Raw genomic sequence first — 23,550 nt, 5'->3', positions numbered from 1 at the left:
CAATCGAGATCTTCTTACTTAATCTACGTCACTAAATTCGTTCAAGTTATTTCTTGCAATCTGCCAACAACGTGAATGGTATCAGTATTCACCCTTTATCCGACTCAATTTTTTGATGGAAGAAGTTGGTGAGCTGGCACAAACAGTGCGAGCCATTGAACTGGGGCGTGATCATCCCGGTGAAACATCACAAACACCTACGGAGCTTGATGAGCATCTCAAAGAAGAATTAGCCGATGTTTTAGACCGGGTTTTGATTTTGAGTGAGAAATATCAGTTAGATGTCGACGAACTAATTGTTCAAAGCGAAACCAAATCAAAAAAGCGCTTTCATGAAGACTAAGAATTCATGCTGTAATGATAAACGTAAATGATACCAGTGGCATTTACAACGCGCTTAACCATTGGATACCGAATGTTATAGTTCGGTAAAAGCTCTGATTATTCAGGGCTTTTTATTTTGTTATGAATTGTGATGACGCGGCCAATATATCATTAGTGCTAATACAAGTGAAAGAATGAGAATAATTAGCACCAGCATCGCTAAGATACTTTTGATGCCAAAAACAATAGCCAGACTTATCAAAATAATAAGTGATAAATAAAAGTACCAATATGAAATGAAATGACCAACAAATAGGATACTCAAATACAGGATGGTGCCCATGATGTGGCCAAATAGCCAAAACAGAAACATTGCTAATAAACATAAACAAAAGATTAACATGCTAGGTTCCTCCTAATTAGAGAGTTGTTTGAGACAAAGTGAAAAGAGCTCCTTTGTCACTGAGGGATAGTTCAATAAATTCTTAATACCAAAATGCGTTTGCGTATAAGCACAGACCAGATAACCAAAATACCAGTCATGACCTGATTCACTCAGACCATCCGGGTGGTCAACAAAAAGGCGTTGCAGCCGCTTTAAAATGCGCGGACTAAAAATAACATCGTCAAAGATTTCTTGTGCTAAACCTGGATAGATATATTGACCGTTGCTTTTTAAAATGACTAACACGTTAGCATTAGTAGTGTTAGACAATGTTTTAGTTGTGAGTTTTGACATGAGTTTTCTCCTTATGGGGCAGGTGACCAGTATCGATCCAGCTACGCGTCGCTTTATAAGCGGACTGCTTAAAAGCCAAACATGCTAAGACATAAAAGCCAGCCAGGGTGAGTAAGACATACAGCATCGTGCCATTGATGACCATTAGTAAAATATCCAAACTGATAATTGTTGCGGCAATAGTAGTGATAACTTTGGTAATTCGATTCATAGTAGTTCTCCTTGATTATGTACGCACCAGGCAGAAACCATTTCCTGTCGGCCCTGCCTGTGATTGGTGTGTTATTTCGTTTTGACGAAGAACATGGGGACACAAGCAGCGCAGAATACAAGGGTGAGCGTAGCGAATTTACGAAGCCCTTTTATTCTGGGCTAGTGCTTGTTGCTGTGGTATCACCACCACAGCTTACAAGTCACTGGTTGTGGCACAATGTTTGACTCAAAGCGAAGTGGCACCCAAGAGCTTGGCAGGACAAGCGTAGCGTGTTTGATCCCGCTTGCGGGTCTGGGGAGCACGGCAAAAAATTTTTACCGCTCATCATCTTCATGTGCAATCATAATCACACCAACTATGTAATAGAGTATGTAAACCAATAAAATGATTAACACAAATAATTTAAAAACAAATGTCCCCATATTGCCACGCTCCTATTTGTGATTAAAATTCCTCGTAATCTGTTGTCTCTTGTTTGTACTCCGCACTGATTTCACGTAAATCTAAATCATCTGCCCCTAAAATCACTTTTTCATCAAAATAGTGACGTTTACCAATTTCAACAGCTTGTGTCAGTTTCTGCTCATCTGTGAGTGTATCAGGGACATTAACTACCACTGTTCTAACCAATGTTTCCATGTATTTAACGTTGACGATTGCCGTATTATTCTCCTTAAATTGTGGTTCTTAGGGTAACCTCAGCCAATTCTTCCATAATAAATGCGCTTAATCGCAGTGCTTCATCATCTGATAAATCAATTTCGCCAGAACTATTGCTTTGATTTTCGCTTACCAGTATTTCTGAGCCACCCAGAGGTTGTTTATCAGACCAAGAAAAGTAACGTATTGCTATATTTTCAATCACTTCATCATTCATTGTCATCTGTCTCCTGTTGGTTTTGCGTGTAATAGGTCAGTCCATTTTCTTCAACTTGATTGAACATTTGGATAAAGTCCTTATCAAGGATATTTTTCTTTTTGTTCAATTCAAATTGTGACCAAGTAAATTCCATTGCTTGATATTGACTGGGGGTAATACTGCTAGGCTTTACTTTGGTATCAAGGCAGAGCATAGCTTGATAAAATAACTTTGGGCTTTCTTTTTGCAAAGCTTGCAAAGTGTTGAAAATGGTGTTGACTAATGAAACACTAACGCTTGCTTCAACCATTTCTTCAAAGCCTTTACTTAATTGCGCTTTATAGTGACTAGTTGGCACTTTGGTCTCATTGAACAAATAAGTCATGTCAGCGATTGATTGTGCCATTTTGGCGATTGGTAATTTGCTAAAATCATCATAGAATTGCTTTGTCATTATTTTTTCTCCAGTTCATCAACATTGACTAATTTAATATTGTTGCCGTATTGGGTGTCTAAAAAGGCAAACGTGTCTTTCAAAATATAATCTGTAGAACGATTAGCGCCATAGATTTGTAAATAAATTGGATAGCCATGCGTGAGAACAACTTGCTTATCAGTTGAGGCATAACGCACGGTATGACCGCTGTTGCGAATAAGTTGATAATAAACTTCCATAAGAAATAAACCTTTCCAAAACTTTTTCCTGTTGGCAATCGCTCCAATTGAGCTGGTTGCGTCGTGACGGGTAACAATTGGCATGATAACCAAAGAAACACAAGGATTGCGCAGCAACTTGCCACGTCCTTGTGTTGCTTTGTAGAGACTGTTTGGCGCTTGCGCCTTACAGACTCTTTATCATGCGATTGTGAAAACGGCACAGAGCAAACAGAACAATTTGGTGCGATGCGAACGGAAGTGAGCCTTTTGAACCCCCAATTAACTTTACTGGTGTGGTATCAACCACGCCTGTCAAGTTAATGATCAGGGGGACTGGGGGAAGGGCTATGACTAAAAAATAGTCATGGCTTTTTTTATTGAGATATTGACTGAACAATAGCGTCAAGAATTGTATCAATTGAAACACTCGCTAGAATGTCTCCATAATCTTTGAAGTAAGTTCCGTTATGTCTCGCAAGACCATTACTAGCCACGGTTATCTCATCACCATTTTTTAGGGTTGCAATCACCACACCATTGGTAGTGATTAGCTTATTTACAATTTCAAATGGGTTAGTTTCTGTCATTTTGTTGCTCCTTGTCTGATTTTGGTGAGTGATAGTCTGGGCTGTTTAGCCACCATGCATTCATGATTTTAAACAACTTTTTACGAATGGTTGCTGCACTGGCTTTGGGGTTGCCACATACTAGTTCCGTCACATCTTTATTAAAAACAAGATTGGATAATGGATATTCTGCAAACCGCAATGAGAAGAAATAGTCATAGTCACCGTCATTGTAGTCATTACGATACGCCTGCAAGCGAATTTGTTTTAATTGTTTGTCGCAATCCCGCCAGCTCAGTAATTCTGCAGTTATTGAAATATTTTGTTCAATCATCATATAGTCAGTTATCAAGTCTTGATGAGGTTCATACCATGCCATAGTGTCTCCTTTACATCCAATCTGGTCTTTCATCACCATCAATACTGCCGTGAATATGATTTACTAGAATTTCGTTTGTGACCGTGATGTTGTTGTCTGCGACATAGCCAATTGTTAATCTATCAAATTTCTCATTTAGATGTTGATGGTGTACCCAATTGTTGTTGACGGGATAATAAAGTCCTAGCTCGGATAACTCGTCTTCCAATCCTGACCAAACATTAGCCGTTAAATCATCTTCATCATAGTCTTTAGCTTGATAAACAAGTTCTACGGCTTGAATAGCACCGCTAGGAATGAGTGCCATTACAGAATTTTGTAAGTAGATCTCCATTCTAATAATTCTGATATTCATATTTCACCACCATTCTGTATAGTACAAATTTTCTGAATCACTGTTGTAAGTAAATTCTTTCTGAAGAAAATGCCGTGTGTCTCTCAACACTTCAAAATAATAGCCGTCATAGTCTGTACTACCAAAGAAAAACCCTGATGCTGTTGGTAACAACTCTAGTGCCAAAGCATGGCTTGCCAAAACCTGTTCAATATCACTCGTTAAAGCCTCTAAGTCATCACGAGTGATAGCAATCTTCAATTGGTCATTAGGGTCTAAGTCAAAGCGTCTTACAAACCAATCTCTAATTTGATTGGCTTTACGCCATGAGTGAATAATGACGGCTTTACCTGTTTGCTTGTTCTCTGTTTGTAAATACATATCTAAGCCCATAGTCTTGTCCTCCTGTTGGCCTGTTTTGTGACCAATTTATTCTTATTGCGTTGTGAACGGATAAACTAAAACAAGCCAGGGCGGGTTTGCAAAGCTCGCGTAGCGACACGCAGTGCTTGGCCTTGCAAATTTAGCCCCAAATCTTTGGACTTTAGTCCTTAGATTTGCTTGACTTGTTAGAGTTTTGGTAGTCACAAAAGCAAGAATAGATGGTGCATAACAGCCAGCAGGCAGGAAAGCCATCACATTTAAACGGTTTGAAAATCGTTTGAATGTGATGGCTTTTTTTGAACCCCCAATTAACTTTACTGGTGTGGTAATAACCACGCCTGTCAAGTTAATGATTAGGGGGACTGGGGGAGGTTTGTGATGTCTCAGGAAAAACCATTTACTTTTATGAGGTTATTTAAAAGGTTGGTATATTGACCCTATATTAAACAAAAAGGGAGCTACAAAATGGCTAAAAAAACGATTGACCAACAAATCAAAGAAAAGCAAACACGTTTGGATGAACTAGATTTACAAGCAAAGGCAATTCAAGACGAAAAGCGGGCCATCAAAAAAGACATCAAACAACTTAATGACGCTCTTGTGGCTGAATTGGGACGATCACTGTTAGCCAAAATGAATTTGGAAACAGATGATATTGACCAGGCATTTGCTGAATTGAATCACTTACCAATTGACAAACAAGTTGGAGGACAAGCTCATGGCGATCAGTAAGGAAGAACGTGCGCAACTCAAACTGTTACCAATTCGGGGCTATTGCGATTGGAAAGGTATTCCTTACACAACGGATACTCCTACTGAGTTACGCATGGTTGATCACGATAGTTTGGTGGTTAGAACAAAATTAAACCGTTTTGTCTGGAACTCGACTGGTGTTAAAGGTGATTTGGTTGATTTCATCCACTACTACGAATTAGGCAAATCAGATGGTGACAGTAAAGGTCCTGCTATTAAAAATCAACTGGCCTACGCGCGCTTTGTCAAAGGTGAAAATATTGATGTCTCTAAACTGTACGAAGACAACACACCGCGTTACAAGTTTGATTATGACAAGGTCTTCAAAACTCAAGAAACAAACGTAGCCAAAGATTATTTAGTTAATCAACGCAAGCTCAATCCACAGTTCGTTGACAATTTATTGAAAAGTGGCGCAGTTGTACAAGGTAGCCGTTACCGTGAAGGTGATAAGTTGCATCAAAACCCCGTCATCTTTCCCTGGAAGGATGTGAATGGCAAAATTGTGGGCGCTGATCGTCAAGGGACTGAACAAGACTTTGAACATTACAAAAAGCGTGGCACATCCAAAAAAATCTTTGCTGGCAGTGATACCTCAACGGGTTATAACCTCTCATTTGGTTCAGGTGATAAAACATTGATTTTATTTGAAAGCCCAATTGATTTATTGAGTTATGCACAACAAAATCATCAAGACATGGTGAAAAGTAACGCCACGCTATTGTCTGTGTCTGGCACTGATGCTAAGCGTGGCTTGCAATATTTGAATGATGCGGTTGCTGCTAAGCAAGCCAAATTTAATAAGATCATTGTGGCTTTTGACAACGATGTCGCAGGGTTTAAAGCCGCTGATTATTTTGATCGTTTTAGCTTTAAAAACCCAATTACTGGTGAAGCGATTGAAGCAGAGCGTCATATTCCCTTGCAAGGCAAAGATTGGAACGAGCAACTTAAAGCAGGTGTTACAGGGCGGCGCGTTATGAGTATGACGGATAATGCTAATCGCTTAGATGCCTTAGAAAAACTTGCAGTGCAAGAGACACAAACAAGCGAACCAGATTATGTGGATGTCAAAATGAGTACCATTCAACCTGTTAAGCCAGTAGTTGACGAAAAAACACCTAAAAAGAGTAAAGAACGTCGTTCCAAAGCTGATCGTCGTAAGGAAAATGCTTTGAAGAATAAGCAGATAATTCAAGAGGCAATGGGAAAGGTGGCCAAGTACCAACAAGATCCCGCTGAACTTAAAAAGCTCCTTGACTTTACCGCGACTGGCTTAAATTATTCGGCTCGTAATTCAATGTTGATTCAACTACAAAATCCAAAAGCCACCTTGTTAAAAGGCTACAAACAATGGTCTGCTGATGGCATCCAAGTTAATAAGGGGGAAAAGGGCATCAAAATATTTGGCGCCCCAACAAACTTGAAAACCATTATTGACAGCAATGGTGAAAAGATACGTTGGGCGGATGCAACGCCTGAACAAAAACAGTTAGCCAATAACAATCAATTGGAAGTCCGCAGTGTAAAACATTATCCAGTCGAAACCGTATTTGATGTTCGTCAAACCAATGCCATAGCTGAGCAGTTGCCCAGCATGTTACCGAATCGTCCAATTGACTTAGCCACTGATAAAAGTCCAAAACATTTGGATGCGGCCTATAAAACGTTGTTGAAGTTCGCCGACAAACTTAAAGTGCCCGTCATTGACCAAGGTGTAGATGAACAAATTGCCAAGCGGCCAATGACCTGGCAGGGACAAGCAAAAGGGGCCTTTGTTCAATCAAAAACTAATAAGGATGAAAAATATATCCTATTGCGCAGTGATCTTACCCCAACCGATAAAATCCACACCTTAGCACACGAAATAGCGCACGCGCAGCTTCATTCTTTGCAGAGTCAAAATAATTGGCCCACAGCCATTAAAGAAACGCAGGCAGAGTTATCCAGCTATGTGATTACTAAAAACCTAGGCATTGAGCCTGGTGAAAAAAGCGTTGATTATATTGCGGGTTGGTCAAAGAACTTAAAGGCGCTAGAGGGTCAAAATACTGGCAAAATCATTAGTCAGGCACTCAAAGCAAGTACGGATGTTACTCAGTATTTATCGGATAACTTGAGCAACGGTGAAGTACGCCAACCAAAAACAACAAAATTGCTTAAGCCTGATAAGTTAGCGGTTGTCGAACAAAACTATCAGGCCATTAATCAAACAAGTACACGACACATGTAAAAGGAGCAAACACATGTCACAAGAAAACATTCAAGAAGTTACAGGCTTTATCACAGGCATTACAAAGTCTGCGGAAGTTAATATTTTATCCTTCCAGGAAAAGGGTCAACCAGGCGCCATTGCTTTGACAATTGAAACCAGACGCTACCACGAATTATTCCCAGCAGGCGATCCAATTTTAGGCATTGAGATGGTGGCCGTGTTACAACAAGTTGGCAAGAAATTACAAGTGATCTCAATTTATGATCCCGAAGGTGATTTTATTGCCGCTGATGAAGTGCCAGAACTTGGCCAATTGAATCATCAATTAGATGATGCCAAAAGCACTGATGTCTACACAAGTTTAATTGCTGGCCGTCAAAAAGCAGTTGATCACATTGATGCGGGTACAAGCGAATTAGAAGAATTGGCCAGAGAACATGATGCTGCCAATCAAGTTCCTGAAAGCAATACGAATTATGGTGATCCCGTCACCGACCAAGGAGGGAATGAATGATTGAATTAAAACAAAACAATACCACGCCTTACCTTGATTGCTATACAACAGACATTAGTGCCAAAGTGATGTCTGATCCAGAAAAGTATCATGCCTACGAACGTGAAAGTATTACGCGTCGTATCATGGTCTCCTTGATGAAACAGATTCAAAATGCGCCTTTATTAGTTGGGCTACCTGGCGTTGGTAAAACGGCCATTGTGGAAGACCTGGCACGTCAATTGTTAAGTACCTCAGTTTCTTCCCTCAAAGGCAAGCACTTAGTTCAAATTAGTTTGGCCAACTTAATGAAAAGTAGCGATGGTGAGTCATTTGCTCATAAATTCCAAGCCATCATTGATGAATTGATTGCCAATAAAGATACAGTGATTGCCTTTATTGATGAAATTCATCAAATTGTTGGCACTGGTGCTGAAACATCAGGCAGTTCATTGGATGCGGGTAATATTATCAAACCAGCTCTGAGTCGTGATGATCTCCAAATTATTGGAGCAACGACTACGAAAGAATTTCACGAATATGTGGCGCGTGATGGCGCACTGATGCGGCGATTTGATTTGATTGAAGTGCCAGAACTGAGCTTTGAACAAACGAAGCGTGTTTTGTCTAAAGTCGCCTTACAACTAAATAACGGTATTGAAGTGACAGAAACAGTACAAGACAGAATTATGGCACTATCACAACGCTATATCACTGACCGTTACTTTCCTGAAAAGGCAATTATGTTGCTAGATGGTGCGTTAAGTGTCGCACGATTAGCTAATAAATCTAGTTTAGAAGACACAGATGTTGCCACAATCATCCATGATGATTATCATGTGCCTGAATATGTCATTAATCAGACGTCTGATGAACGATTATTAAACCTGTTACCAAGACTAAAAAGCCAGGTGATTGGTCAAGACACAGCCTTAGAAAAAGTTGCGATGAAACTGACTAATCGTGAGGCAGGTCTGGCCGATACCTCAAAGCCTGAGTCATTTCTCTTTATGGGGCCAACTGGTGTTGGTAAGACTGAGACCGCCAAACAACTAGCGCTAAATCTATTTGGTAACGCTCAAAACTTTATTCGCTTTGATATGTCTGAGTTTAAGTTTGCAGGGACTAGCCTAGAAAGATTTAAAGATCAACTCACAACTAGAGTCAGGCACACGCCTTATGCCGTATTGTTGTTGGATGAAATTGAAAAGGCTGATCCAGAAGTCATGGATTTACTTTTGCAGGTCTTAGATGATGGTCGTTTGAGTGATGAATATGGTCGGGTCATTAACTTTAAAGACTTAATCGTTGTCATGACAACCAACTCAGGGGCCACAGCAGTGATGAATCGTGATGCCAAATCAGATGCTGTTAAAGAAGACAAAAAGCGTCAAGCAAATTTTGAAGAACAACTCGAAATTGCCTTGCAAAGTGATGGTTACCGTCCTGAGTTTATCGCAAGAATTGGTGCCATTATTGTCTTTGATGTCTTAAAGATGGCGGACATGGTGCGAATTGTTGAATTGAAGTTGTCACGACTCAATCAAAAAGCACAAGGGAGTGGTTTCAATATTGTTTTTGACACACAAGAAGTGGCACGCTATATCCCATCATTTGACCTGGGCTTTGAGTATCTAAATGGTACACAGGAAGTCAGCTCACCAATTGCCAACTACATCGCAGACGTTGGTTATAAACCGTCTCGAGGAGTCAGACCAATTGATGACACGATTGCTACGTATGTGAGTGATCCAGTGTCTGCCGCAATTATCCAAAAGCGACAAGGACTAGGACAGGACTTTGATACTTTCATCTTTAGAGCCATTGGTAATCCACCATCTTTGACAAGTCCTTATGGTGAATGGCAAGTTGTGGTTTCCACAGCTAGGGAGGCAGCAGATAATGAAGCTATTTAAAAAAGATTATCGTGCCGAAAGACAATTCATGCGCGAAAGTTACATTCGTTGGCGTGGTCGTCCCTGGTTCTTGTGGTTGTATGGCATTATAGCAACTATTGGTGTCATCGTTGTTTCATTGTATATCACCATCATAGTTGATTTGATTATTCGCATTGTTGGGCCATACGCTCAAGCGTTTAAGTTCTACATGCAAAGTGGTGTTGCTCAATGGCCTGAATTCAATGATGTCATGAACATGACAGTCACTGTGCTCAATCCACTCAATATTTTCACTATTCTGTCGCGACTAACTTTAGTGACAAGCGTGGTACTAATCATTTGCTTGTTACTCCTACTCAAAAAATATGTCTTCCAACGCATCTATGACTGGTACCAATTGTTTAGAGACCAAACTCGTAATACCAATCGTTTTGCGGAAGTACGTGAGGTGGATAAGGTTTACAAATTGATTCCTGATCGCAATAAGAATTTTAAGGGTCGTCCAGGACAACCAGTGCTGCACACACAAGGATACACCTTCGAATTCTTTATGATTCATCCGTTCCTGTGGGCGTGGCAATGGTTTAAGCGACCACTAGGTATGAATTCACTAGAATTTAGCGGGGTGTACAAAAAAATACGTCCCGTTTTACTGGTACGTTTGCCAAAGTTATTTGAAAAGCAACTGAATGTTCAAGGCGGTTTTGATGGTTTTTATTGGGTGGATACTAGTAACACACATTCAAAGACCACTGGGATGACGCGTTCTTCAAAAGACCAAATGCGAGGCTATACCTTAATTGACATCATTCGTCGTGCCGAAATCAAATGGAACATTATTGATACTGATGCCAAAAACGAAGATGCCAAAATGAGTTACAAGTCATTACGCACAGCAGGTTATGACGTGAAACTACTTAATATCATGGAGCCAAGTGAGTCTGAGTCCTGGAATCCACTTGAAATTGCGATTGATTATGCCTTTGATGGTGACTGGGACAGTGCCAATACGGAATTGCGTAAGGTTGTACAGGTTATTGGTGGTTCCAGTGGTGAAGAAAGTAGCCACAAAGATATTTGGGATAGTGCCGCTGAAAGTACCATCCAGGCAGTCATGCTCACGGTATTAGATATTGCTGTACGTCACCAGGACAAATCAATGGTGACCATCTCAAACGTTTTGCAGTTCATCAATGATATGAACAAGTTCACGGACAAGGAAGGTGATGGCTTAACTAAGTACATTACTAACATTGGTAAACTACCGCGAACACCAGCGCGCAATATGATTATTCTAAACGCCGCTGAGTACCTATCTGCCACAGGGGATACAAAATCATCAATTTCTTTCTCAGTTATGAATCGTTTGAATTTGTTTGCCTCAGAGTCAATCACACGTTTGACAACCTTCAACACTATCAATTTGACCGATTTAGGGTTTCCAAGAATGCTAAAGATTAAGTTCTCTGACCGCTATAAAGGGGTTTATGTTAGCATTCATGTTTATGAATCAGGTAAAAAGCATGCAATAGAAAAGGACAAGCTAACCGTGTCCCAATCAGGCACGCTAACTTATCCGATTCATAACCATTTACCCGTCTCATGGCAAATTGAGTTGTCACTCGATAATGACGGCAATTCAATTGCGATGCGTAAACAAAAGTTTACATTGACTGGTAAGATTGTACAACGAAAATTACTCAATGGCAAGATTAAGCGGGACTTGTTTTCTAAGCAGCCTGTCATCCAATGCCTGGTTGATCAGATTAAACCACAAAGCACTACTGAGACACCAGGTGTTACCTTGCGTTACTCAGAAAATCCAATGGCAGTCTTCATCATCACGCCACAATCTAACGATGATTTCTCTGCTTTGGCCAGCTTGTTTATCTCACAAGTCTTCTCGGTTAACACCGATATTGCTTCAACGATTACCCGCAGGAAAATGGACAGTTGGATCCTTTATAAGCTCAATGAGTTTTCTATGTTCCCACGTATTCCAGGTTTTACCAATATTCTAACGCGTGGTTTAACCTACGGGCATTTGGTTGATTTGTATATTCAAACCTTAACACAACCACGATTGCATTATTCTGAAATGGAAACCAATGACATCAATGGTAACACGGGTAACTGGTTCCACATTTTAACTAATGATGAGCCAACTAATGAAGCCTTATCCAAACAATTAGGTGAGGTCGAAGTCCAAACTGAATCAGTCAATTCACAGATTGGGTTAGATCGTCAAGATCGTGGTAACCGTCATGCACAAGTTAGCAAGGTTCGGCTGTTAGATGCCAAAGAAATTAGTGAATTGAGTCCGCGTGAGATGATTACCATCCGTACGATCAAACGTGCGGATAAGAAGGGAAGATCAGTTAGACCTTTGCCAATTTTCTCTACGGGTGCTTACCGAATGCCGTTTGCCTACGAATTATTGGGTAAGCAGTATTCACTTGATTACTATACGGCAGACTTGAACATCAAAGCGCAGCATAACGATTTGAAATATGATGACCTCTATCATGACTTTGTGCCTTACTTTGATGAGCTAGATCAACAAGTTCAACTAGAAATTGAGGAAGAAGGCGCAGATGGCAATCAAATTGATAATCGTCAACTCAACACGTTAGCTGATGATGAAATCAACAACATTTTGGCCAAAGCGCATCAAGGTATCGAAACAGCGACAGTGCAAACACAACAAGAACTCTCTGATGAGGAACGTTACTTGCAGTGGAAACATGACTTTAACCCTGATGAACCATTTATGACCGAAGAACAACTAGACAATGTTGAGCTACGTCAAATTGTAGAGAAATCCATCAAAATGAGGATACCACGCTCAAATAAAACGGAAGAACAAAACAGTGCCGTTGCTTACTTAAATCGTGGCAAATATCTGACACTTTCTGGCAACAATAATAACGGTAAAGTTCTACGATTACTAAACAACGAACCCGCATACATGTGGGAAATATATAAGCAGCTTAAAGCTGCAACAACTCAAGGAGAAGTCGAATGACAAATCTATTCTCGGGCATCAATACATTAGCAGGTAGTTTACCAACTTTACCTAATAATGGCCCAACAGCCGATTTTTACAACCAATGGTCGCAATACCTATCACCATTGCCACATATTTTCTTAACGCTGATCATGTTATTCATGCACAGCATTGCATTGATTTTCTATTACATTGCGAATGCAGTCTTTACGGCTTATCAGTCATCTTTCAAACTGTTAGACTTTATGAATATCTTTTTTGAGCCAAATAGCGATGTTTATCAAAATTGGAATTTAGGTAATATTCTTAAAGACTTTCTGTACCTGGGTTTTGTCATATTTGGCATCATGATGATGGTGCAGTGGATACAATATACCGCTACTTCTGGTCGCAAGGGTAGGGAATGGCCTAAGGGTATAACCATTACAGTTGCCGTTATCACGGCTTTACCCTGGGCGATTGGATTGATGAGCGGCATTGGGACAGCCACGGTCAATGATACATCCGGTACAAAGGACAAGAACATTGTTACACAATTATGGCAGGGTAATTCTACAAATTTAAAGGAATTAGCAAAAAATAATTTTGACTTATCAAAATATAAGAACCAACATGTTTTAACTAATGATCAAATTGAAGGTTCGGATTTCCACTCAGTAATGAGTGATGCTGGTTACACCGACGGTTTAAGTGACGCTCAAAAGTCTGTATTTACCAAAAAAATAGGTGGCAATGGCAACATGGTTGATATTACCGGTGACTCACTTGTTCTGGGTAAGACATTTGCGGATGATTATCCAGTTATGAAAACTAATTGGTTAGGCATTATTGGTGGTGAAATCGTCTTTATTATCGTCGTAGTCGGTGCGATTGTGCGTTTGCTGTCCTCAGTCTATAAAATGGCTTTTATGGCAGGATCCATTATTTACTTTGGCCTCAGAGATGGCACACAAGGCAAACGTGTCCAACAAGTTCTGGGAATGATTGAGGGACAAATAACAGGTATTGTCATGATGCCAATTTCATTAATCTTCTTCTTTGCCTGGGTAGAATTTGCCTTTAATACCATTAATGGTTTAGGTCTAGATATGTGGCCATTTACAATTTTGTCGATTGCCGCTCTGTTAGCTGGTGGTAAAGGGCTCGCAGGCGGCTTTGAAATGATTGAACAATGGACTGGTGTTCGCTCAGGTCATAATCCTGTTGCTTCGATGATGTTAGCCAATCAAGCTGCTCACATGGTAGGTGGCGCCACAAGGGTTGCCAAGAAAAATATTGGCAAGGGGCTCAACGCAATTTCACCAGAACAGAAAAAGAAGAATCGTGAACTAGGTAAGAAGATTGCCAACTCAGGTGGCAATCAAGCCTTAGATAATAGTAAAGCACTGACTGATCATAGCTTAAATGATACTGGTGTCGATGCATCCGTACAAGCCACAGGTAAGGCGGCAAAGGCGGCTGAGGTAGCAGGACGTACAGTCGGAGCAATGAAACATCCAGGTAGTTTATTGAAAAACACTGGTCGTGCGGCTGGTGATAAAGTTAAAGGTAGCGTGAATAAAGCCGTTGGCAATGTCAAAGATTATGCTGGTGGTGTCGCCGACAACTTTGCAGGAGGACAACAAGCCGTTGAAGCCTTTAACAAACGTTATTCGCCTGTGACACCCAAAGCAGGTAGTGGCGATTCACCATCTAATTCTTCTCAACCACGTAATGTTCATGAAGCACTTTCAAAGGCAGCGACAGATTCACCTAATGCTCATCCAACGGATACAGCAAATACGCCTCAATCTAACATGAGCCACGCTATGTCAGATGCACACCGTGGCTTACCTACTAGAACTAATGCACCCAAGTCTAGCGCTGCTAATTCAACTAAGCCAATTGTGAGTGGTGGAACAGTTGTTCAACCTAAGGGAGTCGGTGCAACACCAGCAACCATGTCACGTCCAAACACCCCAAGTTTGAGCGGTACATTGCCTGGCAAAAAGACGGTGACTCAACCGTTGACAGCAGCGCAACAAAAAGAAAAGGATCGCGCCTGGGCTGAGAGTGTTATTGCAAAACAAAAAGCGAAAATGCAGAATCAACAAAGCGTATCAAGTAAAGAGGACAAGTGAAACTTTTAATTTGTGGGCTAATACGGTAAAACTAACAGTAGTTGATTTTAGGGAGTATACTGATGGAGAAAATTAAGCAAAATAAAATTTGGATTACAATTGTGGTGATTGGAATTATCGTTATCGGAATTTTGTTAGCCATGTTGCACCGACAAAAACAAAACAGTCCTGAGGCACAATCATCAAGTTACGTGTCAAGTGCTAAGGCTTCATCCGCATCCACCTCAGTTCAAGACAAGAACAATGAAAAAGCCTATGCTAAAAAAGCTGCAAAAATGAGTGGTCACGTCCTGGAAGTAAATGGAAAAGAGTATTTTACATCATGGACAAAAGCCGATTTCCAAAAATGGGCTAACTCCTATATGTCAATGAATTTGGATGATCGGCATAAAGATGGTGTGAAGGAAAGCTTTGGCACATCTACCACTATTGAAAATAGCGATACTCAAATGCTATATCCTTTAGATAATTGGGCTAAGGAAATACAAGATAAGGGAACCCCGTCAAACTACTTTAATACAGTGAAAGAGTTCAATAAACAATACCCAGGTGTTAATCCTGATGATATAAAGAAATAGCTAAATTAAAAGGCAGTGATTACTTAAAAATCACTGCCTTTTTTGCCCTAAATCATTTTGATTGATTTAAGACTTGCTCAAGCACTAGATCTACAAAGGCGCTTGATGAGCGGAATCCTTGTTTGCTTGCTAATTTCTCAATCCCTTGCTTTATCTCAGGGCGAATGGTGTAAGTCGTTTGTATTTTACGACTACTATGATTTGAAGAAGGTAACTTAAACCCTTCACCTAACGATACCTCTGATTGTGGTTCGTCTCGACTAAACGCATCTGCCATTTGTTTTTGAGCACTGACTTCATCAAACATACGGGGGTCTTTTTTATCGTAATCCATTATTTCACACTTTCTAATAGCTTTTGATAAGCATCATTAATTTGCTGCAGGGTTTTAGGGTTGCGCTTGGCTTGTTCTAAATCAAACACTGGGGTTTTAAGCATGGTTGAACTATTAAACACTTCACGCTCATTTAAGACAGCGACAAGGTTTTCAATTTGGTCAATAAGCTGCCCAAACTCATGACTTGAACGGGTATTATGCTTTACACGATTTGCAAGGTACAAAACTTTCGCTTCAATCAGTGATTCGCGTGTTCTAATATCAACGGCATCATCACGGAACTCTTTCATCCGTAAATCAAATTGTTGTTTTGATTGAATAAAACCATACTCTGAGGGTTCTAGTGGCACCACAACATAATCAGAAACGGCAATCATATTCTTCGTTAACGTTCCGAATTCTGGATGGGTGTCAATTAGAATATAGTCATAATCTTTGATTTCCTCAAGGTGATCTTGAAGCCACATCATCATCAAAAAGTTTTTATTATTCTTTGATTGTAATGTACCTTCTAATTCGTCTAAATGAGGGCTAGCAGGTAACAAACCTAATTGTGGGGTGATTTGTCTAATTTGGGCTAAACCGCCTGTAAAGACGTCATATAGCGTATTTTTATTAGTATAGCTTTCATAGGTAGAGGACAAGTTACCTTGATAGTCTGAATCAATTAACAAAACCTTGTAGCCTTGTCGAACCAGAAAACTTGCAAAGTTAAATGTCATCGTTGTTTTACCAACGCCACCTTTAGATGCTGAAAATGTAATTGTTTTACTCATGATGAAGCTCCTTAGTTATTTTATTTGTCAAAACGAAATAACGATGAAACCATCAATCCAGGCATGTAAAACTTGTTTACATATATATTATATCATACGTATAACATGTATATCAATATACTATACTTTAAATATAAGTAAAGGTATGTTTGTGTTATAAGATGAATATATACACATCTATCAATATCTTATATAGATTGGATACACAAAAAGATAACAAGCAAATCATTGTCTCCTGTTCGTGCAGGGGCTTTTTCTTTGGCTCAGGAAAAACCATTTACCTTTATGACATTCTTTCGATACCTTGTACACTGACCACAGATTGAACTTCAATCCAGGCAAAAATAACTTGTTAAAGGAGCAATTATATGTATGAACACTTTACCCCTGGACGCAATATTTGGAAGAAAGTGTCACGGTGGATGTTTTTCACGATGGAACGAATCTTCGTATTAGTCATTGTTTTTGGGATTACTTACCTGATGATTAAGTCTTTCTATCCTTACAACATTGGCAGGTATGGACTAATCCTGATTATCAGTAATGCGCTGCTAGCTGGCTTTTTGATTTTACCTAGTCCAAGTAACCCCATGGGTCTCATGTATCAAGAAATTCTACGTGGCATCTTAAAGTCCAGCAAGCACGCCACAGGTGATCTAACTGCGATTACTGAAAACAAGAAACGAGAGGAAAACTAATGGGAATAAAAGCTAAACAAACTCAAAAGGGACGGGGTTTAACCGTTGTCAAACAAGCATTAGACAACCACAAACCAATTCCAATCTACTTTGCTTTACCTTATAAAGATATTTTGAATAAAAAGGGGCATCCAATTTTATTGGCCGATGACACGTACGCTGACATGCTGAACCTTCCTGGAAAAGATTTGGATTTCCTGAATGCAGAAGGTGATAAGAGTTCTAACGCCATTATCGCTGATTTTCATCAATTGTTATCAGTTTATGTTGAAGACTTTGATATTTTTGTTAGTCAACTACCTGCTGACACGCGTATCCAGCAAGCTTCATGGGGACAAGAGTTAGTGAGAGTGGAGAGTCAATTAAATAGTGGTGACCTAGATGATCGTCACTACCAACAATTGTTAATGATGCGTCAAACTATTTTGCAAGAAATTAATATTGAAAAAAATGTGGTCGGTGACATTAAGCACCAAGAATATACCGCTGTGCTCTATGGTAAGACCTTAGCTGCCTTAGATAAAAACCGCCGTGACTTTATGGCACACGCAGGTATGGCATTTACACCTGAGCCAGTCTCAATTAATCGTAAAAAGATGGTCATGTACCAAATTAACAATCCTGGGGAAACCTTAGAACTGGAGGAAAAATAAGCATGCGCACAAGTTTAAATACAGCAAAACGTTCCGCTCTAAAAGCACGCGGCTATAATTTAGAACTTATTGAAGAAGTTCAAAACCCTAGTGGCATTGAATTTCACACCACCTACTTTGATGATGGTATGGCAAGTAGTGCCATTATTAACGTCTACGACTATCCCAAAAATGAACAATTACAAGGCTGGTTTAAGGAACTCATTAATCACAAGAACACCATTGTAGACATTAAGATTGGGACTGAAAACAAGTTTGAAGTGCAAAAAGCACTTGAAACAGCTACTAACACGTTGCGTAGTAAGGCCCGCAGTGAGGTGACCTCACAAGGTGATGCGTTGGAAGCCGAACAAGATGCTGACATTACGCTACAAGATTTGAATGAAGCCCGCAATGGTCGTGAAATTTACAAACGTGTCTACGTTAGGTTATTGGTGTCAGATGTTTCTCCAGAAGAATTACGTCATCGTGTTAAAGAAATTCAACAACAGCTTTCTAACTACCGCATGAAAGTCTATCCTTCTGAGCAATTGACACACTTCCAACAGTTTTTTATGCCCGCCATGTCTATTGAAAATCAAACGATTAAGGACAAAGGATTTCCAATGAAAGCCTATGCGTTAGCTGGTTCTTATGCTTTCAACCAAACCTTTATCGCACATCCTCGTGGTTCATACATGGGTTTGACGATGCAACGTGGTGAGGTTATGTATGATCCCAGCTACAACGACCACCGTACGCAGTTAACCGCTTATAACCTAGTTGTGGGTGGTGAGCGCTCAGGTAAAAGCTCGTTTGCCAAAAAGAACTTGGGTCCATTAGTTTCTCGTGGTGATACAGTTTGGGTATTTGATAAGTCTAATGAATGGCGTGATCTCGTCAATTATTATTATGGTGTCACTTTGACACTTGATGGCAGTCAAAACATTATCAATTTGATGCAAGTGTTTGGGACAGTCTTAGATGCCAATGGTAATGTTGATGTCATTGCTAGCTTCAACCAACACCGCACAAAGATGATTACTTACTACGCTACGCTTAACCCGCAAGCAAATAAAAAAGAATTAGAAATGTTGGGTAACCTGATCACTGATTTCTACGTTGAACGTCGTATGTGGTCATTATCACCAAAAGATAACCCACAAGATCTACGCGTGATTGGGCTACGAAATGAAGACTATCCAATTCTCGAAGATTTTCAAACCTTCCTAGAAACCCGTAGCATGCTGACGCGCAACATGACACAGCCTGCCGTAGAACGTTTGGATAACATCTTATCGACAATTAGCAGCTTAATACAAAACCATGGCGACATGGTGAATGGTGTAACGACCATGCCTGATCTGTCTGGTGAGCGTTTGATTCGTTTTGATACGAGTGGTCTTTCAAGATTAGAAGATGATCTCTACAACGCCCAATACTTTACCATTTTGTCTTTGATGGAAAGCTACATCACGATTAATGGAACTAAGCAACGTGAGCGCATTAAACGTGGTGAAGTCTCAACTCAGGCCAACAACAATGGTAATCCACCAAAATATTTCTGGTGGATACAGGATGAAGCGGATGATATTTTCAATGCTAAACATTCATTAGGCATTACCTTCGGTGACAACATGATGGCGCAACACGGTAAAGATTTCTTCGGGATGTTTGCTATCTTCCCAGGACTCAAAAATGTTGTGCCAACAGGTAATGCATCAGACACTGAGGCTAGTCGTGCCGCATCTTCCTTCTTCGGCCGATTCCCAAAGCAAACGATTGGACGTCTATCAAAAACGGATACAACCCGTTTACGTAGTGTGGTGAGTGAAACTAATATCACTGATGGTCAACTACAAGCGCTACAAGGATTAGATCAAGGTGATTTCTTAATGAACTTGGTGGGTAAGCAATCTACGTTTATGCACGTTGATCTTAATGACTCAGAAATTAATTTGTTTGGTGGAGGACTGTAAGATGAAATTGCCACATCCATTAAAGAAGGCGCGTGATAACCGTGAAAAAATGAAGCAAGAGGCGCAACAAATCGTTGAAAACTATGACAAAGGTCAAAAGCCTCAACCAGTGGATAACAAAATTATTTGGTATGTCATTGGTGGTTTTGTTTTTGTTTTTATTCTCAAAGGCCTCAGCCTTTTAATCGGAGGTTAGACCATGTTAGAACGTTGGATGCAAGATAAGAAGCGCCGTTTGTATGTCATCATCGGCATCATTACCACAGCAATTCTGTCAATATCAGTTATTGCCTTAATGTGTGTCATGGTCTTTTCAACACAGAATGCCATTTGTTGGAATGATGATACAACCATTGATGATGGTGGCACTTCAATCGGTGGCGATTGGAAAGATCCCAACTCAGCAACGCACAAAGCCATACAACATGCAATTGACCGTTTTCATAAAGAAATTAAAATGTCGGGCGACAATATCGCTGCTGCAATTGCGATTGGTCTTAGAGAAAGTGGCTTTAATTCGAAAGCCGTCAATCCGGCTGGCTCGGTAAAAGGCATTTGGCAGTGGGGTGCTGGAGGTATTAACGGAAATCGCTATGGTGACACAGCTGATACAGTGCAAGCACAAGTTCAACTGGCAATCAATGAATTGCATAGTAGTCATAAAGCAACTCTAATTGGCTTAGCGGCCGCTAACAACATTAACAGTTCAATAGTGGCTTGGGATACAAAGTTTGAAGGGGTCGGAGAAAATGATCCACAACGAAAAGTCGCCGACACCGCAAAAACTGCCGAAGAAGTCAAAAAGGTTTTCAAACTAGATTATGCAGGTGATATTGATGTCTTTGATGGCGGCAACAACGACTCGGGTTCTAGTGATACCTCAAGCGATGCCAATTCAAGTGCTATGTCTGATGCCTCATGTGACACAGGGTTGGATACCAACACAGATGGCTTACCAGTTAAAGGAAAATACAACATAACAGGTGGCTATCCAAACTATGCAGGCCTAACAGGCGCAGAACATTATGGTGTCGATTTTCAAACCGTCAACCACACTATGTCTGGTGGTGAAAGTAATGTGTACGCTGTTCATGATGGCACGGTAGTAGCCAAAAGCTTTGATAGCGTTGGGGGTAATTGGCTAGTGATTAAAGGCACTGACGGGGTGTTTACCTATTACGGTCACGCACCAACTCAGTCAGCCATTGTTGTCAATACAGGTGATAAGGTTTCTGCTGGTCAACACATTAGTCATGAAGGACAAACTGGTGAAGCAACAGGTATTCACGTTCACTTCGCCGTACAAACAAAAGATCAATATAATTGGGCGCCCGAAAGTAAAGGACTAAAATCCCCTGGGCTTTATCTCAAGCTACCTGCAAAGGCAGGCACTAACGTTGTTATTTCTAGTGGGCCATTTGACTCTAGTACAGGCAAAACAGATAAATAGGAGTATTCAAATATGAATAAATTAAAGAAATGGGTCATTGCAGTGTTCTCTTTAGCCGTCATTGCGTTATTGACTGCAATTGGTGGAACTTATTATTACAACACGGAAGTGAATGGTTATCCAGATACCAAGAACTTCGCTGACAAGATTGACCAGTTAGATGCTGGTAGCAAGCAAAAAACAGTCTTAATCTTACATAAGCCTGGTTGCCCTGACTGTAAAAAAGCGCGTAGCACGATTAAAAAGACGATCAAGACACATCAAAAGACAATTGATTATGTTGTCATCAACGTCAAGAAGCCTGATGCACAAGCATATCTTGCTAAGTATGGTGTGTCACAAGTACCCACAGTGATTGCTTTGAAAGGTAATCAAGTGATTGACAGTACCAGTTCAAACAACAACAAAACGATTGCCAAAGTGGTCGCAGGAGATTAACCATGACAAAATTCAATTTAAAATGGGTTTACGCGTTTGTGTTAACGCTTGCTTGCCTGTTTTTAGTCCAGCAAGGACTTAGCTATCAACGCACGGTCAAGAGTGTGAATATCGTGCATCAAGAAATCAAGGCAACAAAAGCTAAGTCAAGTCAGTATAGTGTTCAAGCTAAACAACTTGATAAGGTTAAAACCGCTGATATTCGAGATACGCAAAACATTCAGAAAATTGGCAATACTTTTCTCAATGAAATGTTTGCCATCTTACCAAAGTTAAATAAGTCAGATGCTAAAAGCAGTGTAGCAACCGATGACGTTGTGTCAGCTTTTCTAGGGGCAACGTTTGATGGTGATGTGGATGAAGGTGTGCCAACTTTTCTTTTAGAAAGCAATGATATTGTCTATTCCAAAGCAGCCGAAGGCTCAGGTCTAGGATTTGGGACGGTTAAATATAAATTAGGCAAAGAGGAAACCAGCACAACACTATTGATGCACATTGAAAATGGCAAAATTACAGAACTCCAAACGGGTGCTGTAAAAGATACCTCAGGAAGGAAATAACCATGTCAAAAGTTAATAAAAAAATCGCCTTACTTTGGGTTATGCCAGCGTTGATGGTGATTGCTGGACTGGGCTTTTGGTTAGCTACTCAAGTCGCTGTTAAAACGCATCAAAGTGCTTCAAATGAACTAGCCGTGCAACAAAGCCAACTCATCAAGAAGAAATCAAAGGTCGGTACGGTACTAGATTCAAAGCAACCTAATGTTTCGGCTACCTCTACTTTGCTTGATAAACTATTTACTCTCGATTGGACAATTGCCTCTCAAAAGGAATTTGATGCCAAAGCCAAACAGATGACACCTTATGTGACTCAGGATGTCGTCAAAAATAGTTTAGACTTCAAGGCTGATCCTGATAAAATGATTACACAGACAGGTGTGGTAATGACCTATGATCACATGGATTTTCTACCCACCTCAGCAAGTGCCACAGAAGTGAAGGGGAAGGTAATTGTTTTTGTTAAAAGCCATCTCAAGGACTCGGCAGATGCCACCACACGTTTTGTCTATAATGTCAGCTACAATCCTAAAACAAATCTCGTGACACAATTAGACCGCATCGGAACTTATCAATTACAAAGTGACAGCAGTGTGTTGTAGCATAAAATAAAAAATCAACATTTTTTGATTAGATTATAAAGCTCATTTTCAAAATTCTTATTCACAAATGTTTGATAAATTATAAATATTAATTTGTGCTAGAATAATATTCTAATATATCTTATATAAATTAACATTTTAAAGAAGAAGGATTTTATTAACAATGAATAAATTGTTACTTACTGCTTATGGATTTTCAACACCAAAAATTATAAATGTTGTGCTCGTATACTGAAAATCCGGACTGCTTTATTTCTAGGGCATAATCCGAGATAATCAAGTATAGGAGTTTTTTTATATTATGAAAGCTAAGCGATACTCAACAGAATTTAAGTCATCAATTGTCACCTTGTATAACGAGGGACGTGCTGCTAATTCTCTAGCCAATGAATACCATTTGGCTGTACAAACCGTCACGGGTTGGGTGAAGAAAGCCCAAATCATTGGGACGGACGTTACTGGTAAGCCAGTGACTCGTGCCCAATTTAACGCAATGCAGAAAGAAGTCGCAAGACTCAAAGAAGAAAACGAAATTTTAAAAATTGCGGCCGTTTTGCTGGG

The 23,550-nt window shown here is 40.0% G+C and carries 29 protein-coding genes; 17 read left to right on the top strand and 12 right to left on the bottom strand.

Features of this window, described 5'->3' with window-relative positions; translation table 11 throughout:
- Positions 1 to 58 precede the first annotated feature (58 nt).
- A complete protein-coding gene (locus tag IE039_RS07130; RefSeq protein WP_189428953.1) occupies positions 59 to 343 on the top strand; it encodes a MazG nucleotide pyrophosphohydrolase domain-containing protein in 285 nt (94 codons plus the stop codon).
- Positions 344 to 739: 396 nt separating this feature from the next.
- On the opposite strand, the gene IE039_RS07125 is transcribed toward IE039_RS07130, so the two are convergent.
- The 10 genes from IE039_RS07125 to IE039_RS07080 form a co-directional block, all read right to left on the bottom strand.
- A complete protein-coding gene (locus tag IE039_RS07125; RefSeq protein WP_010006589.1) occupies positions 740 to 1,063 on the bottom strand; it encodes a hypothetical protein in 324 nt (107 codons plus the stop codon).
- Positions 1,044 to 1,274 (bottom strand): hypothetical protein, encoded by a 231-nt coding sequence (locus IE039_RS07120; protein ID WP_010006590.1) that lies wholly within the window; start codon positions 1,272 to 1,274, stop codon positions 1,044 to 1,046. Before IE039_RS07120 ends, IE039_RS07125 begins: the two co-directional genes overlap by 20 nt.
- Before the next feature lie 447 nt (positions 1,275 to 1,721).
- The gene (locus IE039_RS07115; RefSeq protein ID WP_004901793.1) at positions 1,722 to 1,916 is read right to left on the bottom strand and encodes a hypothetical protein; all 195 of its coding nucleotides are present in this window, start codon (positions 1,914 to 1,916) and stop codon (positions 1,722 to 1,724) included.
- A gap of 34 nt (positions 1,917 to 1,950) precedes the next feature.
- On the bottom strand, positions 1,951 to 2,154 hold the full coding sequence (locus tag IE039_RS07110; RefSeq protein ID WP_004915920.1) for a hypothetical protein: 204 nt from the start codon (positions 2,152 to 2,154) through the stop codon (positions 1,951 to 1,953).
- Positions 2,147 to 2,590: a hypothetical protein gene (locus tag IE039_RS07105; protein ID WP_004915922.1), complete on the bottom strand. Its 444-nt coding sequence runs from the start codon at positions 2,588 to 2,590 to the stop codon at positions 2,147 to 2,149. Before IE039_RS07105 ends, IE039_RS07110 begins: the two co-directional genes overlap by 8 nt.
- Positions 2,590 to 2,895, bottom strand: coding sequence for a hypothetical protein (locus IE039_RS07100; RefSeq protein WP_002814577.1), 306 nt, complete (start codon positions 2,893 to 2,895; stop codon positions 2,590 to 2,592). The genes IE039_RS07105 and IE039_RS07100 overlap by 1 nt, the downstream gene beginning before the upstream one ends.
- Before the next feature lie 272 nt (positions 2,896 to 3,167).
- Positions 3,168 to 3,380 (bottom strand): hypothetical protein, encoded by a 213-nt coding sequence (locus tag IE039_RS07095; RefSeq protein ID WP_004915924.1) that lies wholly within the window; start codon positions 3,378 to 3,380, stop codon positions 3,168 to 3,170.
- Entirely contained in the window at positions 3,367 to 3,738 is a 372-nt protein-coding gene (locus IE039_RS07090) for a hypothetical protein (RefSeq protein WP_004915925.1), read from the bottom strand. Before IE039_RS07090 ends, IE039_RS07095 begins: the two co-directional genes overlap by 14 nt.
- A 10-nt stretch (positions 3,739 to 3,748) precedes the next feature.
- Positions 3,749 to 4,093 (bottom strand): hypothetical protein, encoded by a 345-nt coding sequence (locus IE039_RS07085; RefSeq protein ID WP_036067271.1) that lies wholly within the window; start codon positions 4,091 to 4,093, stop codon positions 3,749 to 3,751.
- Positions 4,094 to 4,096: 3 nt separating this feature from the next.
- Positions 4,097 to 4,465, bottom strand: coding sequence for a hypothetical protein (locus IE039_RS07080; protein ID WP_010006596.1), 369 nt, complete (start codon positions 4,463 to 4,465; stop codon positions 4,097 to 4,099).
- 456 nt (positions 4,466 to 4,921) lie between these two features.
- Between IE039_RS07080 and IE039_RS07075 the strand changes: the two genes are divergently transcribed.
- From IE039_RS07075 to IE039_RS07045, 7 genes are all read left to right on the top strand, one after another.
- Complete coding sequence (locus IE039_RS07075; RefSeq protein WP_002814593.1) at positions 4,922 to 5,188, top strand: hypothetical protein; 267 nt, start codon at positions 4,922 to 4,924, stop codon at positions 5,186 to 5,188.
- Positions 5,175 to 7,442: a toprim domain-containing protein gene (locus tag IE039_RS07070; RefSeq protein WP_010006597.1), complete on the top strand. Its 2,268-nt coding sequence runs from the start codon at positions 5,175 to 5,177 to the stop codon at positions 7,440 to 7,442. Before IE039_RS07075 ends, IE039_RS07070 begins: the two co-directional genes overlap by 14 nt.
- Before the next feature lie 13 nt (positions 7,443 to 7,455).
- Positions 7,456 to 7,938, top strand: coding sequence for a hypothetical protein (locus IE039_RS07065; RefSeq protein WP_010006598.1), 483 nt, complete (start codon positions 7,456 to 7,458; stop codon positions 7,936 to 7,938).
- A complete protein-coding gene (locus IE039_RS07060) occupies positions 7,935 to 9,833 on the top strand; it encodes an AAA family ATPase (RefSeq protein ID WP_004915930.1) in 1,899 nt (632 codons plus the stop codon). The genes IE039_RS07065 and IE039_RS07060 overlap by 4 nt, the downstream gene beginning before the upstream one ends.
- On the top strand, positions 9,820 to 12,840 hold the full coding sequence (locus IE039_RS07055) for a type IV secretory system conjugative DNA transfer family protein (RefSeq protein WP_189428952.1): 3,021 nt from the start codon (positions 9,820 to 9,822) through the stop codon (positions 12,838 to 12,840). Before IE039_RS07060 ends, IE039_RS07055 begins: the two co-directional genes overlap by 14 nt.
- Complete coding sequence (locus IE039_RS07050; protein WP_010006601.1) at positions 12,837 to 14,942, top strand: pLS20_p028 family conjugation system transmembrane protein; 2,106 nt, start codon at positions 12,837 to 12,839, stop codon at positions 14,940 to 14,942. The genes IE039_RS07055 and IE039_RS07050 overlap by 4 nt, the downstream gene beginning before the upstream one ends.
- A 62-nt stretch (positions 14,943 to 15,004) precedes the next feature.
- Positions 15,005 to 15,520, top strand: coding sequence for a hypothetical protein (locus IE039_RS07045; RefSeq protein WP_004901761.1), 516 nt, complete (start codon positions 15,005 to 15,007; stop codon positions 15,518 to 15,520).
- A gap of 52 nt (positions 15,521 to 15,572) precedes the next feature.
- Here the strand turns inward: IE039_RS07045 and IE039_RS07040 are convergent, their stop codons facing one another.
- Both IE039_RS07040 and IE039_RS07035 read right to left on the bottom strand, forming a co-directional pair.
- Positions 15,573 to 15,854: a hypothetical protein gene (locus IE039_RS07040; protein WP_004901759.1), complete on the bottom strand. Its 282-nt coding sequence runs from the start codon at positions 15,852 to 15,854 to the stop codon at positions 15,573 to 15,575.
- Positions 15,854 to 16,633, bottom strand: a complete 780-nt coding sequence (locus IE039_RS07035) for a ParA family protein (RefSeq protein ID WP_004901756.1) — start codon at positions 16,631 to 16,633, stop codon at positions 15,854 to 15,856. The genes IE039_RS07040 and IE039_RS07035 overlap by 1 nt, the downstream gene beginning before the upstream one ends.
- Positions 16,634 to 17,001: 368 nt before the next feature.
- Between IE039_RS07035 and IE039_RS07030 the strand changes: the two genes are divergently transcribed.
- From IE039_RS07030 to IE039_RS06990, 9 genes are all read left to right on the top strand, one after another.
- The gene (locus tag IE039_RS07030) at positions 17,002 to 17,331 is read left to right on the top strand and encodes a hypothetical protein (RefSeq protein WP_010006602.1); all 330 of its coding nucleotides are present in this window, start codon (positions 17,002 to 17,004) and stop codon (positions 17,329 to 17,331) included.
- Positions 17,331 to 17,984: a TraC-like domain-containing protein gene (locus IE039_RS07025; protein WP_019040987.1), complete on the top strand. Its 654-nt coding sequence runs from the start codon at positions 17,331 to 17,333 to the stop codon at positions 17,982 to 17,984. Before IE039_RS07030 ends, IE039_RS07025 begins: the two co-directional genes overlap by 1 nt.
- Before the next feature lie 2 nt (positions 17,985 to 17,986).
- The gene (locus tag IE039_RS07020) at positions 17,987 to 19,942 is read left to right on the top strand and encodes a putative type IV secretion/conjugal transfer ATPase (protein ID WP_189428951.1); all 1,956 of its coding nucleotides are present in this window, start codon (positions 17,987 to 17,989) and stop codon (positions 19,940 to 19,942) included.
- Position 19,943: 1 nt separating this feature from the next.
- Positions 19,944 to 20,138 carry a hypothetical protein gene (locus tag IE039_RS07015; protein WP_004901748.1) on the top strand — a complete coding sequence of 65 codons (195 nt, stop codon included), beginning with the start codon at positions 19,944 to 19,946 and terminating at the stop codon, positions 20,136 to 20,138.
- Positions 20,139 to 20,141: 3 nt separating this feature from the next.
- Positions 20,142 to 21,392: a phage tail tip lysozyme gene (locus IE039_RS07010; protein WP_010006604.1), complete on the top strand. Its 1,251-nt coding sequence runs from the start codon at positions 20,142 to 20,144 to the stop codon at positions 21,390 to 21,392.
- 12 nt (positions 21,393 to 21,404) lie between these two features.
- Positions 21,405 to 21,830 (top strand): glutaredoxin family protein, encoded by a 426-nt coding sequence (locus tag IE039_RS07005; protein ID WP_010006605.1) that lies wholly within the window; start codon positions 21,405 to 21,407, stop codon positions 21,828 to 21,830.
- Between the two features lie 2 nt (positions 21,831 to 21,832).
- Entirely contained in the window at positions 21,833 to 22,390 is a 558-nt protein-coding gene (locus IE039_RS07000) for a hypothetical protein (RefSeq protein ID WP_010006606.1), read from the top strand.
- 2 nt (positions 22,391 to 22,392) lie between these two features.
- Positions 22,393 to 22,989, top strand: coding sequence for a hypothetical protein (locus IE039_RS06995; protein WP_189428950.1), 597 nt, complete (start codon positions 22,393 to 22,395; stop codon positions 22,987 to 22,989).
- A 301-nt stretch (positions 22,990 to 23,290) separates the two neighbouring features.
- A partial coding sequence (locus tag IE039_RS06990; protein ID WP_189428949.1) for a transposase occupies positions 23,291 to 23,550 on the top strand: 260 nt, incomplete at its 3' end.

Origin of the sequence: Leuconostoc lactis KCTC 3528 = DSM 20202, from assembly GCF_014651235.1 — a bacterium.
GTDB lineage: Bacteria > Bacillota > Bacilli > Lactobacillales > Lactobacillaceae > Leuconostoc > Leuconostoc lactis.
This window is presented reverse-complemented; position numbering and strand designations above follow the sequence as displayed.